The following is a 12,461-nucleotide window of genomic DNA, read 5'->3' on the forward strand; positions in this document are numbered from 1 at the left end:
AAGTGAGCCGCGTGCACTGCGCCATGAACCGCGCTAAACAAAAAAGCCCGCATTTGCGGGCTTTTCTGCTTCTACCAATTGCTATTGCAACACGCGCTCAAACCACGCCGGCATCGTGCGCCTGCACATCGGCGTGATAGCTCGAACGCACCATCGCGCCGACAGCCGCGTGCGTGAAGCCCATCTTGTACGCTTCCTCTTCGTACATCTTGAACGTGTCGGGATGCACATACGCGCGCACGGGCAGGTGGTGTTCCGACGGCTGCAGATACTGGCCGATCGTCAGCATGTCGACGTTGTGCTCGCGCAGATCGCGCATCACCTGCAGGATTTCTTCTTCCGTTTCGCCGAGACCGACCATCAGGCCCGACTTCGTTGCGACGTCCGGATGCAGCGCCTTGAAGTCCTTCAGCAGCTTCAGCGAATGCGCGTAGTCCGAACCCGGACGCGCTTCCTTGTACAGACGTGGCACCGTTTCGAGGTTGTGGTTCATCACATCGGGCGGCGCGGCGTTCAGAATACCGATCGCGCGATCGAGACGACCGCGGAAATCCGGCGTCAGGATTTCAATGCGCGTTTCCGGCGACAGCTCGCGCGTCTTCTGGATGCATTCGACGAAGTGCGCCGCACCGCCGTCACGCAGATCGTCGCGATCCACGCTCGTGATCACCACGTACTTCAGCTTCAGCGCGGCGATCGTGCGCGCGAGGTTGCCCGGTTCTTCGGGATCGAGCGGATCGGGACGGCCGTGGCCGACGTCGCAGAACGGGCAGCGGCGCGTGCACTTGTCGCCCATGATCATGAACGTCGCGGTGCCCTTGCCGAAGCATTCACCGATGTTCGGACAGCTTGCTTCCTCGCACACCGTGTGCAGATTATGCTCGCGCAGAATCTGCTTGATCTCGTAGAAACGCGAATTGCCCGTCGCCGCCTTCACGCGGATCCAGTCGGGCTTCTTGAGTTTTTCGATCGGAACGATCTTGATCGGAATGCGCGCAGTCTTGGCTTGTGCCTTCTGCTTCGCGGTAGCGTCATAAGGCGCCGGAGCGGCGTTGGAAGCGGCGGGATTCGCGGTAACGTCAGTCATTCGTTCGTTCCAGTCAGGCGGCGATGGCGCCCGCCTGCGGTTGGGCGACGGCTGCGGGACGGCCGTCGATGTTGGCGATGAGGCTTGCTGCCAGGGTCCGGGCTACGTCGTCCCAGCCGGCTGCGACGCCGAGCGTCGCCATGTCGACTGTTTCCAGCCCCGCGTAACCGCACGGATTAATGGCGAGAAACGGCTGCAGGTCCATTTTCACGTTGAGACTCACACCGTGATAGCTGCAACCGTTGCGGATCTTCAGGCCCAGCGCGGCGATCTTCGCGCCAACGTGCAGCCCTGCTTCCGGCTGCTCTGGCGCGACGTAGATACCGGGCGCGCCGGCCTTGCGTTCCCCGGCGAGATTATACGCCGCGAGGGTGTCGATCACGGCCTGCTCGATCCGTGTCACCAGTTCGCGCACCATCAGCTTGCGGCGACGCAAATCCAGCAGCAGATACGCGACCACCTGGCCGGGACCGTGATACGTGATCTGCCCGCCGCGATCGACCTTGACGAGCGGAATGCCGCTGTCGGCGGCGAGCAGATGCGCGGGATCGCCGGCCTGGCCGAGCGTGAAAACGGGAGGATGCTCGACGAGCCAGATTTCGTCTGAGGTTTCGGGCGTGCGGGCGTCGGTGAAGGCGCGCATCGCGTCGAAGCTGGCCTGATAGTCCTCCGAGCCGCGCCAGCGCACCGTCACCGGCTGCGCGGTATAGGCGTGCGCAGCGGTGTCAGGCTGACTGGAACTCGAAGATACGGGGGACGATGAAACCGGCGTGGCACACATGATTCCGGAAGTTTACCGAAAACCTGCGCGCCTCGCCGGCCCGGAGGACAATAAGTGGGATCGAAGAGCGGCGCGATCAGACGGTACGCCATCCCGAGCGAAGCCACGCGCCGAAACGTTCGCTGACGCGAGCAAACCAGTTGAGCGCCTTCTCGTCGGCACGCGTCGGCACGAGGAAGGCCACGCGCGCCTGCGTGCCCCGCTCGACCGACAGCCACAGCCGTTCGCCGCGCCGCAGACGCAGCGTCTTGCCCGGTTCGAGCCAGTAATCTTCGACGTCGTCGCTGCGCGTCACCCACACCGCGCCGCCCGAGACGGCCAGTCGCGTGCTGCGCGTGACCTTCATCGGAACGGTTTCGCCGGCTACGATTTCAAACGTGATGCTAGAGGAAATTTCTCGCATGATGGCCTCGCCAAAAATCGTTTCATGGCTACAATCGTAGGCGGGACAAGGGTTTACGCCAAACGATCATTTTTCACGGCTTTGTGAGAAAAATTGCCATGGATCTTCGTCAACTGCCGGCACTGAACGCGGTCAAGGCCTTCGAGGCCGCCGCCCGTCACGAGAGCTTTTCGCGCGCCGCCGACGAGCTGTTCGTCACGCACGGCGCCGTGAGCCATCAGATCCGCGCGCTCGAGGAAGAACTGGGCGTGAAGCTCTTCGTTCGCGACGGCAAGCGCGTGCGGCTCACCGATGTCGGCCGCCGCTATGCCGCGCAGGTGCGCACGGCGCTGGTGTCGCTCGCGGAAGCCACGCGCGAGATTCGCGCCGGAGACCGCGACCGCCGGCTCGTCGTGTCGATGCTGTCGTCGTTCGCGGCGCGCTGGGTGACGCCGCGCATCGGCAGCTTCATTGAGGCGAATCCGCAATGGGATCTCGAACTGCTGTCGACCAACGCGCTGACCGATTTCGCCCGCGACGACGTCGATGCCGCGATCCGCTTCGGCTACGGCAACTATCCGGGGCTGCACACGGAGCTGCTGCTCGAAGAGGTGTTTTTCCCGGCCTGCTCGCCGGCCTTCAACGGCGGCAATCTGCCGAAAACGCCTGCCGATCTCGCCAACGTGACGTTGCTGCGCTCCGATGACGAGCTCTGGCGCCCGTGGTTCGACGCGGCCGGGCTCACCGACTGGCCCGAGCCGAAGCGCGGTGTGCTGTATCAGGATTCGTCGAATCTGTTGCAGGCGGCCATCGACGGCCAGGGCGTCGCGCTGACGCGCCGATCGCTGGCGATGCACGAAGTCGCGGCGGGGCGGCTCGTGCGGCTTTTCGATATCGACGCTCCGAGCCCGTGGCAGTACTTCTTCATCTGTCCGCCGCAGATGCTGCAGACGGCGCGCGTCAAGGCGTTCCGCGACTGGGTGTTCGACGAAGTGGCGCGCTTCAGGAAGCTCTTCGAAAAGGTGTGCACCGAAAACGCGATGCGCTCGGCAATACAGGGGACGCCGGGAGACAACGAGACGCAGACCGCGCGAGACGCATTGCACGTCCAGCTTCCAGCGGCCGCGCAGACGGAGCGCTAGCGCGTACAGGGGCGACGGCGTGATCGCTTGACGCAATTTGACAACGGTTTGTGCGTTTCGCCGATAGCATTGCCCACGGCGTCTTCACGCTCGCGGAGCTACGCCACGCCATTCACGCGACGCGCGACCTATGGGTTTAAAGGGAGACAAAAAAACGATGCCCGTCTACCGCACTTTCACGCTGAATAATCGCGAAACGTCAACTTTCACCTGCTCCGGCTTTGGGGCAGTCGCAGCATATTCAGGCCACGGCAGGGGCCGCGACAATCCGAACGATGTTGCCGACGTTGGTGTCGGAGCGATCCCGCCGCGAACCTATTACATCATTGACCGGCAATCGGGCGGGCGGCTTGGATGGTTTCGCGACACGTTCGGGCCGTGGTTCGGCACAACCGACCGGCACACGTGGTTCATGTTGTGGAACGCACACGGGGGCGACATAACGAACATCAACAGCATACAGCGCGGCAATTTCCGCTTGCATCCCGACGGGCCGATGCACGAGAGCGACGGATGCATAACCGTGCTGCATCATATGACTTCGACCGGCTGCAACGCTACATCAGGACATACAAGCCCGACATGCCGGTGCCAAGCAGTGACATGAAGGCATACGGCAGGGTCGAGGTTCGATGAAACGCGCCGCGTTCATTGGCTGGTGCACCGCGTCGGTCGCCCTATGGTTCGTTGTTGCTTTTGGGATAACCCGGTTCTCTTACGTCCACACGTATTTCGAAATACCGATTTGGTTTCGCGTGGCCGTTACCTGGGTCTGGCATCGATTCGATGCCGGATTACAACCCCGATGCGCTCGACATGGGAGACGCCGCCGCGCTCGTCCTCTTCATCGCGGCGCATCTGTTTTCTGCAGTCGTCGTCACGCCTGTCAGCGTCTTCGGGTGGCGGCGGATTTGCTCATTATTTCACTAGCGCGCCGCCGCCTGCCCGCCGCGATCGGCTTTACAGCACGACCTTCACCATCGGGTGCCCGGTCAGCGCCCGATAGATGTCGTCGAGATGCTCGCGGTTCAGCGCGCGCACCGTCACCGTCAGGCCGGTATAGTTGCCGCCGCTCGACGGCCGCACTTCGATGCGCGTCGCGTCGAAACCGCCGTCGAACTTGCGGATCACCTCGACGATCGTCGTCTGGAACTCCGGGTGCGACTTGCCCATCACCTTGATGGGGAAATCGCAGGGAAAATCTATCAATGATTCGTTCACGGGACTCATCCTCGACTCCTTCACTCACCGCACGCAATCACCCACATATGATTGCGCGCGGAGAAAAAGCAAGCCGCAGACTTTCTCCTTGCTGCCGGCTTACTTCTTCTTGTTGAACATCAGCATCATCGAATCCCACACGCGGCCGACGATGCCCGCCTGCGGCACAGCCTGTAGCGCAACAAGCGGAACCTGCGCGAGCGTCTTGCCGTCGGCGACGAACTTCACGCTGCCGACCTGTTGGCCCTCCGTGATCGGCGCGATCAGCGGATCGGCGTGCTCGACCTGCGGCTTGACCTTGTCGCCCATGCCCTTCGGCAGCGTGATGTACTGATCGGACTTCACGCCGAGCTTCACCGTATCCTGCGAGCCCTTGTAGACGCGCGGCGTCTCGATGACCTGGCTGGCCTTGTACAGCCGCACCGCGTCGTACGCGGAGTAGCCGTAGTTCAGCATCTTCAGGCTGTCCTGCACGCGGTCGTGCTCCTTCTGCTCGCCCATCATCACCGTGACGAGACGGCGCGACGCATCGGGCACGCCCGCCAGCGGACGCTTCGCGGTCGCGATCAGGCAGTAGCCGGCCGCCTGCGTGTGGCCCGTCTTCAGGCCGTCGACGGTCGGGTCGATCCACAGCAGACGGTTGCGGTTCGGCTGCTTGATCTTGTTATACGTGAATTCCTTGACCGAGAAGATGTTGTAGTAGTCCGGGTAGTCGCGGATCAGGCGCGCGGACAGGATCGCCAGGTCGCCCGCCGTCGTGTAGTGCTGCGCGTCGGGCATGCCGTTCACATCGGAGAAGTGCGTGTGCGTCATGCCGAGCTTTTGCGCTTCCGCGTTCATCATGTTGACGAACTGCGATTCGCTGCCGCCGACCAGCTCCGCCAGCGCGATCGCCGCATCGTTACCCGACTGCACGATCATCCCGTAGACGAGGTCGTGCACCGTGACAGGCTTGTTCGCCTCGATGAACATGCGCGATTCGTCCGTCTTCACGCGGCGCACCGCTTCGCTCGGATTGATCGTCTGATCCATCGTGATCTTCTTCGTGCCCAGCGCCTCGAACACCAGATACGCGGTCATCAGCTTGGTCAGCGACGCCGGCTCGACGCGCTCGTCCGGATTGCCCGATGCGAGCACCTGGTTGCTGGTTGCATCGACGAGCACCCACGAGCGCGCGTTCACGCCCGGCGGCGGCACCTGCGCGAACGCGCTGCTGGCGACAAGCGCCGCGGGCAGAACGAGCCCCAGGGCCAGCTTGCTGGCGACGGTTTGCGGAATAAAAGAAGCGAGGCTGGAATGGCCGGGGTTCGAAAAGCGCATAGGATCGGTTCGGACAGAAGTATGTTCTGGGTGCGCAAGGACGCGCAGTTCGAAGGTTCGCGTGATGCCGGATTCGCAGGCGCCGCCGCGCGCAAACGGTGCGGCGTCGATTTGACTGCTCGTCAGACTATCGGTTCGCGGTCGGTTTGCGCAGCGCGCCTCGCATCTCGCGCCGAATCCGCCATCCAGGCTCATGGACAGGCGATTCGATCCACCAGACGGGCAACGCTGCGCCCAAAAAAAGAGCGCTCATTATACAAGCGGCTGCCTGACAATTTGCCTTGAGTTTGTGGTGCCTCAACGAGTTTTTCCCGCAATTGCGCGGGTTTTATGACGACAAAGGGCGGCACACGGCCGCCCTTGTTTCGCCATGCGTGAACGCGCGCGAATCAGCGCCACGCGTCGACGATGATGCGCTTGAGAATATGCAGCTTGCGATGCAGGAAGTGCTCGGCGCCCGGAATCACGATGACGGGCAGTTCTTGCGGACGCGCCCAGTCGAAAACGGACTGGATGGGCACGGTGTCGTCGGTTTCGCCGTGGATGACGAGCGTGTTTTCCGGCACGGGCGCGACGTCCCAGCGGCTCGCCGCCGTGCCGACGAACACCATCCGCTCGATGTCCTTGCCCTCTTCGCGCAGCCGCGCGGCGACGTGCGACAGCACGAACGTGCCGAACGAAAAGCCCGCGAGCACGAGCGGCAGATCGGCCTGACCTGGCTGCGCGCGCATATGGTCGAGCACGGCGAGCAGGTCGTCGCGTTCGCCGATGCCGGCGTCATGCGTGCCTTGCGTTTCACCTACGCCGCGAAAATTCGAGCGGTACGTGACGTAGTTCAGCTGAACCAGCGTGCGCGCGAGCGTCTGCGCGACCTTGTTGTCCATCGAGCCGCCGAAGAGCGGATGCGGATGCGCGACGAGCGCGATGCCGCGCGGCGCGGCGTTCGCATCGCGATTTGCGTCGGGTGCATCGAGCGCGACTTCGATCTTGCCCACCGGGCCGTCGATCAGATACTTCTTCGTTTGTGCATTCATCTTTTAGTGTCGCTGTTGTCGCTGTCGGGGCGCGGTGAGCATCAACGGTCGATCAGCAGACGCTCGACGATCTTGCCGTTGACGAGGTGCGAATCGACGATCTCGTCGATATCGGCTTGATCGACGTATGTGTACCAGACACCTTCCGGATACACGACGATGGTCGGCCCTTCCTCGCAGCGATCGAGGCAGCCCGACTTGTTGATGCGCACCTGGCCGGGACCGGCGAGGCCGAGCTGCTTCACGCGTTTCTTCGCGTACTCCTGCATTTCCTGCGCGTTGCAGTTCGCGCAGCACGGACGCGACGCGCCCGGCTCGCGCTGGTTCAGACAGAAAAAGACGTGATACTTGAAGAAAGAATCCATGATGACTGGTGAGTGAAATCCGTTGACGGCGCGCCGCGCGCGGATCGTACAGCGCGCCGGGCAGCAGGAGACGAGGTTCTGTCGATTATAACGACGGGGCTCGAACGCCGCAGATCGCACGGCGATGCCCATGCCGATGTTCATGTCGATGTCTATCCGCGCGAGCACGGCGATTCGCAATGCGCGCGGGTCACGCCCGCGACCCGCGTCTTCTCGACAGCAATGCGTGTTCCGCCGACAGCCCGACCCACACGAGCACCGCATACGGCCACATCCACGCGAGCCAACGCGCGAGTCCGTTGAAGTGCAGATAGCGCCCTTGCCGCCAGTCGGCGAGCACGACATCGAAATACGGATTGACGGGCAGCAGATTGACGAACACCAGCGATACGGCGAGCACCATCACCGCGAGCGCGGCACGCGAACCGCGCGGCAGTTTCAGCGCCAGCAGCATCGCAACGAAACCGCTTGCGAGACCGATCAGCGCACCCGGCGTCGCCCAGTTGAACGCGAGACCCGACTGCGATTGCAGGAACGTCGCGCCCGCCTTGACGACGAGCGTCGCCACGACGAACGAAATCAGGAGCCGCGCGCGCGGCGCCCGCTCGCGCATCGGCAGCGACGCAAGCGCGCCCGCCGCCAGCAGATTGAGCGCGGTGATGATGGCTTCCCACGCTTCGTCGGGCAGCCACGACGCGACGAACGCGGGCCACGCCAGCACGTGCCAGGCTGCGGGCGTCCATGCAAGCAGCGCGTCCTGCATCGTCGAATCGAAGCGCAGCCACAGATCGCGCGGCCACGCGCCGAGGCCGAACAGCAGCGGCGACGGATACATCGTCGCAAATGGCCACAAGGCCGCGAGTCCGAGCACGGCCGTGCGATCGCGCTCGAACCACAGAAAACGGATGCGGCGCAGCATCCCGCGATCGAGCAGCGCGCCCGTCAGCGGCGACATCAGCGTCGCGCCGAGCAGCGCGCCAAGCGCATTCGCGGCGAGATCGAGGTTCGACGCGACGCGTGTCGGCAGCCAGGTCTGCACCGCCTCCATCACGCCCGACAGCAGCGTGCCGAGCCCGAACGCGATCGCCACGGCGAGCGCGCCGCGCCAGCGCGGATAGACAGCGAGCACGACGAGCGCGCCGAACGGCATGTAGCCGAGCACGTTCGTCACGACATCGAAGGCCGTCAGGTACTGCGGAAAAGGATCGAAGAGATAGTCGAGCGGACCGATGCCGAGCGAGCGCCAGCCCATGAACGGATACCACGATCCGTAGACGATGAGTGCCGTATAGAGCGCGAGCGCCTGCCTCGCAAACGCCGACGGCCGGCGCTGCCACGGCTTGTCAGCCATCCAGCGCTCCCATGACCGCGCGCCCGCTCGTCATTGCTGCGCGACGAGCGCCTGCACGCCGAGCCACGCGGAAATCTGCGCGACGAGATCGTCGGTGGCGGCTGCGAGCGCGCGCGCGCCGCCCGCCGCGTCGGCCGAACTCGACGGCGCGCGCGCGAGGAACGTGCGCTGCCCGACCACCTTGCCGTCGACGAACAGCGTCGTGCGCGCCGTGACAGAGCCGTGGCTTTCCGACTGGCCGTCGAAGTCCTGTTCGAACTCGTCGAGGTCCACCTTCAGTACGGGAGCGTGCCCGCCGTCGCCGCCCGTCAGCACCGTGCCGCGCGACGACAGCGCATTGCGCAGCCGCTGCGTCAGCAGTTGCGCGGGCGGCATCGTCCAGTGGCTGGTCGCGTACGAGGCCGTCTGCTGTGAGTCCGCATACGAGAGGCGATAGATGAGCTTGTCGGAGTCGAGCGTCGCAGGCGCCGTGACATCGAGCACCTTGATCGCCGGCATCGTGCCCGTGCTCCCCGGCAGCGGCGCCGGGCCGAGGTCGTAGCGGATATCGGCGAGCGCGGCCGGATTGCCCGCGCAACCTGCCAGCACGCCAAGCGCGAGCAGCACGGCGGCGAGCGCAGCGCGCGTGATGAAGAGTCGGTGATTCGAACGTGACATTGCTTATTCCTTTGAAATTCATTTTGCCGCGCGCGCCGCGGGCCATACGAAGCCCGCTTCGCCCGGGCCGGGCGCGGCAGGCGGCACGCCGAACAGCACGCTGTTCGGCGTGCTGCTGAACGTATCGGCAGCGCGGTCGACCGAGCGCACGGCCGTGCGCACGTCTTCCGCCAGCGAGTTGACGCGCGGCAGCGTGTCGTAACCGACGCGCGCCGATACGTCCTGCAGCGTCGCATTCATCGCCGTCAGCGCATCACCCGCCTGCTGCGCGGCTGTGCCGACCTTGTTCAGCGTGACATTGAGCGGACCGTCCGCGCGATTGAGGCTCGTGATCATCCGGTTCGTCGACACGAGCGTCTGATCCAGCTGGTTCAACGTGCCCGGCAGCTTGCCCGCCGCCGGTCCCATTTGCGCCGTGAGCGTCGCGACGCCATCGGCTGCGTGTTGCAGGCTCGCCGCCGTCGCCATCAGCTGGGCGCGCATTTCCGGCGACAGCAGGTCGTCGACGTCGCGCACGGTCTTTTCGAGCTCACGCAGCAGCACGTCGCCGCGCGACTGCAACTGGTCGAGCAGGCCCGGACGCATCGGCATCTGCGCGACGTTCTTCGGCGACGACGCGAGCGGCGTCGTGTCGTGTCCCGTATCGTCGAGCTGGATGAACGCGAGGCCCGTGACACCCTGCAGGCCGAGACTGCCGAACGTCGAATGCGTGATCGGCGCGTTCTTGTCGACGAGGATGCGGATCAGGATCTGTCCCGGATGCGCGCGATCGAATTTGATCGACTGCACCTTGCCGACGTCGAGGCCGCGATATCGTACCGCAGCATCTGGGTACAAACCTGTGACATTGGTCCGCGCGATCAGATCGAAAGGGATGCGCACCGATCGGTCGACGTTGAAGAAAAACACCGCCACGCCGATCGCAATCGCCATCACGACTGTGAAGAGCCCGGCCCAGAAGGCGTGTGATTTATTTTCCATGGTCAGGTTCCCTGGTTCGCAGCGGGTTGGCGGCCGGCGACGCGGGCGCTTTCACTGCCGCGTGTGGTTGCCGGACTCACAGCGCGGTGCGCAGCGGAAGCGCTTCCGCCGCGGGCTCCAGCGCTTCGTGCGGCAGCTTCGCGCGCCGCTCCGGCGACAATCCCTGCAACGCGAGCCGCCCGCGCAGCCCGAGAAAATATTCACGGATGAACGGATGATCGAAGCCCGCCACTTCCTCGACGGGCGCCGCCACGACGACCTTGCGGTCCGCGATCACTGCGACGCGCGTCGACAGCGCGACCATCGTATCGAGATCGTGCGTCACCATCACCACAGTCAGGCCGAGCGCGCGATGCAACGCGCTGATCAGCTCGACGAATTCGTCGGATGCCTGCGGATCGAGACCCGCCGTCGGCTCGTCGAGGAACAGCAACTCCGGTTCGAGCGCGATGGCGCGCGCGATGCCCACGCGCTTCACCATCCCGCCCGACAGCGCCGCCGGCATCTTCGACGCGTGCTTGCACGGCAGCCCGACCATTTCGAGCTTGAGCATCACGATGTCGCGCAACAGGTCTTCGGGCACCTTGCCGAGCTCGCGCAACGGCTGCGCGATGTTGTCGAACACCGACAGCGACGAGAACAGCGCGCCGTGCTGGAACAGCATGCCCGAGCGCACGCGCATCAGCGCGGCTTCTTCGTCGTCGAGCTGAGCGATGTCCTCGCCGAACACCTTGATCGTGCCCGAGGTCGGCTTTTCGAGGCCGAGAATCTGGCGCATCAGCGTCGTCTTGCCCGAGCCCGAGCCGCCGACGATCGACACGATCTCGCCGCGCCGCGCGTCGAAGTCCAGATGCTGATGGACGATGTTGCGGCCATAGCGTTTGGTCAGATTGCGCACCTCGATCACGGTTTCCGCGATCTGCGGCAGCGGCTGGTCCTGTACGGTGGAGGTGAGCGGCGCGATCATGACAGCCCCACGTTCTGAAAGAGAATCGCGAACACGGCGTCGGCGAGGATGACGACCGTGATCGACGTGACAACGGATGTCGTCGTGCCCTCGCCGAGACTCTGCGAATTGGCCTTGATGCGAAAGCCGAAGTGACAGCCGACAATCGCAATCAGCATGCCGAACACCACGCCCTTGCCGAGCCCGATCCACAGGTTCGCGACGGGCACGACGCCCGGCAGCGCGCGCGCAAAGTACGACATGTCGATCTGCAGCACGAGCTTCGCGGCCAGCGCGCCGCCCGTCAACGAGATGATATTCGTCCACATCACGAGCAACGGCATCGCGAGCGACAGCGCGAGCACGCGCGGCAGGATCAGACGCAAGCCGTGCGGAATGCCCATCACGCGCATTGCGTCGAGTTCTTCCGTCACGCGCATCACGCCGATCTGCGCGGTGATCGCCGAACCGGAGCGGCCCGCCACCAGGATCGCCGACAGCACAGGCCCAAGCTCGCGCAGCACCGACATCCCCAGAATGTTCACGATGTACTGGTTCGCGCCGAAGAGCCGCAGCTGCTGCGCGGACAGATAGCTGAGCACGATGCCGATCAGGAACGCGACGAGCGCGGTGATGGGCAGCGCCTGCGTGCCCGCGCTATAGACGTTCGCCGAAAACTCCTTCCACGGCGCGAGCTTCGGATTGCGCGCGATCGACAGCAGATCGAGAATCACGCGCCCGAACATCGCGATACCGCCATACAGATGCTCGAAGAACGCGAAGATGCCGAGGCCGAGCTGCGTGAACGGATCGAAGCGACGCACGGGCTCGGGGTTCTCGCGCACCGTGTCGAGCAGCGCGATGCGCTCGAAAATGTCGCGCTGCGTATCGTTGAGCGCGACGAGATCGGTGGGCAGCCTGTAGCCCCACACGCGCCACAGCGCCTGGCCACCGACATGATCCATCCGTTCGACTTGCGACAGATCCCACTGCGCGACATGCGCGCGGCTGGCGATCAATTCGCGCAGACGCGGCAATGCCCTTTCGTGCACGCGGTCACGCGCCAGCGCGAGCGCCGTCCACTGGCCGGACAGGCGGACGATCTTGCCCTGGCTGCCTGCCGCGACTTCGAGTCCGGGAGGAGTGTCGTAGTTCAAGGATCGCTGGAATAGGATTATCGGATTAACGGGCATT

Annotated in this window: 15 protein-coding genes; 3 read left to right on the forward strand and 12 right to left on the reverse strand. The window is 64.3% G+C overall.

Going from position 1 to position 12,461, the window contains the following annotated elements:
- Positions 1-97: 97 nt before the first annotated feature.
- The 3 genes from lipA to GCT13_RS21800 all read right to left on the reverse strand — a co-directional run bounded on the left by lipA (position 98) and on the right by GCT13_RS21800 (position 2,271).
- Positions 98-1,087 carry a lipoyl synthase gene (lipA, locus tag GCT13_RS21790; protein ID WP_152761497.1) on the reverse strand — a complete coding sequence of 330 codons (990 nt, stop codon included), beginning with the start codon at positions 1,085-1,087 and terminating at the stop codon, positions 98-100.
- A gap of 13 nt (positions 1,088-1,100) precedes the next feature.
- Positions 1,101-1,868: a lipoyl(octanoyl) transferase LipB gene (gene lipB, locus GCT13_RS21795; protein ID WP_152761499.1), complete on the reverse strand. Its 768-nt coding sequence runs from the start codon at positions 1,866-1,868 to the stop codon at positions 1,101-1,103.
- A gap of 76 nt (positions 1,869-1,944) precedes the next feature.
- A complete protein-coding gene (locus tag GCT13_RS21800) occupies positions 1,945-2,271 on the reverse strand; it encodes a DUF2917 domain-containing protein (protein WP_087734210.1) in 327 nt (108 codons plus the stop codon).
- Between the two features lie 98 nt (positions 2,272-2,369).
- On the opposite strand from GCT13_RS21800, the gene GCT13_RS21805 reads away from it, so the two are divergent.
- The 3 genes from GCT13_RS21805 to GCT13_RS48485 all read left to right on the forward strand — a co-directional run bounded on the left by GCT13_RS21805 (position 2,370) and on the right by GCT13_RS48485 (position 4,322).
- Positions 2,370-3,392 (forward strand): transcriptional regulator GcvA, encoded by a 1,023-nt coding sequence (locus tag GCT13_RS21805; protein ID WP_152761501.1) that lies wholly within the window; start codon positions 2,370-2,372, stop codon positions 3,390-3,392.
- Positions 3,393-3,549: 157 nt separating this feature from the next.
- On the forward strand, positions 3,550-3,999 hold the full coding sequence (locus GCT13_RS21810) for a DUF2778 domain-containing protein (protein WP_227746938.1): 450 nt from the start codon (positions 3,550-3,552) through the stop codon (positions 3,997-3,999).
- A 179-nt stretch (positions 4,000-4,178) separates the two neighbouring features.
- Positions 4,179-4,322, forward strand: a complete 144-nt coding sequence (locus tag GCT13_RS48485) for a hypothetical protein (protein WP_193727724.1) — start codon at positions 4,179-4,181, stop codon at positions 4,320-4,322.
- 30 nt (positions 4,323-4,352) lie between these two features.
- Here the strand turns inward: GCT13_RS48485 and GCT13_RS21815 are convergent, their stop codons facing one another.
- From GCT13_RS21815 to GCT13_RS21855, 9 genes are all read right to left on the reverse strand, one after another.
- Complete coding sequence (locus tag GCT13_RS21815) at positions 4,353-4,622, reverse strand: DUF493 family protein (RefSeq protein WP_152761503.1); 270 nt, start codon at positions 4,620-4,622, stop codon at positions 4,353-4,355.
- Positions 4,623-4,712: 90 nt separating this feature from the next.
- Positions 4,713-5,933, reverse strand: a complete 1,221-nt coding sequence (locus GCT13_RS21820; RefSeq protein ID WP_152761505.1) for a D-alanyl-D-alanine carboxypeptidase family protein — start codon at positions 5,931-5,933, stop codon at positions 4,713-4,715.
- Between the two features lie 389 nt (positions 5,934-6,322).
- Positions 6,323-6,967 (reverse strand): alpha/beta hydrolase, encoded by a 645-nt coding sequence (locus tag GCT13_RS21825; RefSeq protein WP_152761507.1) that lies wholly within the window; start codon positions 6,965-6,967, stop codon positions 6,323-6,325.
- A 41-nt stretch (positions 6,968-7,008) separates the two neighbouring features.
- On the reverse strand, positions 7,009-7,332 hold the full coding sequence (locus tag GCT13_RS21830) for a (2Fe-2S) ferredoxin domain-containing protein (RefSeq protein ID WP_152761509.1): 324 nt from the start codon (positions 7,330-7,332) through the stop codon (positions 7,009-7,011).
- A gap of 190 nt (positions 7,333-7,522) precedes the next feature.
- Positions 7,523-8,683, reverse strand: coding sequence for a VanZ family protein (locus GCT13_RS21835; RefSeq protein WP_152761511.1), 1,161 nt, complete (start codon positions 8,681-8,683; stop codon positions 7,523-7,525).
- Between the two features lie 30 nt (positions 8,684-8,713).
- Entirely contained in the window at positions 8,714-9,340 is a 627-nt protein-coding gene (locus GCT13_RS21840; protein WP_152761513.1) for an ABC-type transport auxiliary lipoprotein family protein, read from the reverse strand.
- A gap of 18 nt (positions 9,341-9,358) precedes the next feature.
- Positions 9,359-10,321, reverse strand: a complete 963-nt coding sequence (locus tag GCT13_RS21845; protein WP_152761515.1) for an MlaD family protein — start codon at positions 10,319-10,321, stop codon at positions 9,359-9,361.
- 76 nt (positions 10,322-10,397) lie between these two features.
- A complete protein-coding gene (locus GCT13_RS21850; protein ID WP_152761517.1) occupies positions 10,398-11,288 on the reverse strand; it encodes an ABC transporter ATP-binding protein in 891 nt (296 codons plus the stop codon).
- Complete coding sequence (locus GCT13_RS21855; protein WP_152761519.1) at positions 11,285-12,424, reverse strand: MlaE family ABC transporter permease; 1,140 nt, start codon at positions 12,422-12,424, stop codon at positions 11,285-11,287. The genes GCT13_RS21850 and GCT13_RS21855 overlap by 4 nt, the downstream gene beginning before the upstream one ends.
- Positions 12,425-12,461 lie beyond the last annotated feature (37 nt).

The sequence above is a fragment of the Paraburkholderia franconis genome (assembly GCF_009362735.1).
Classification (GTDB): Bacteria; Pseudomonadota; Gammaproteobacteria; order Burkholderiales; family Burkholderiaceae; genus Paraburkholderia; species Paraburkholderia franconis.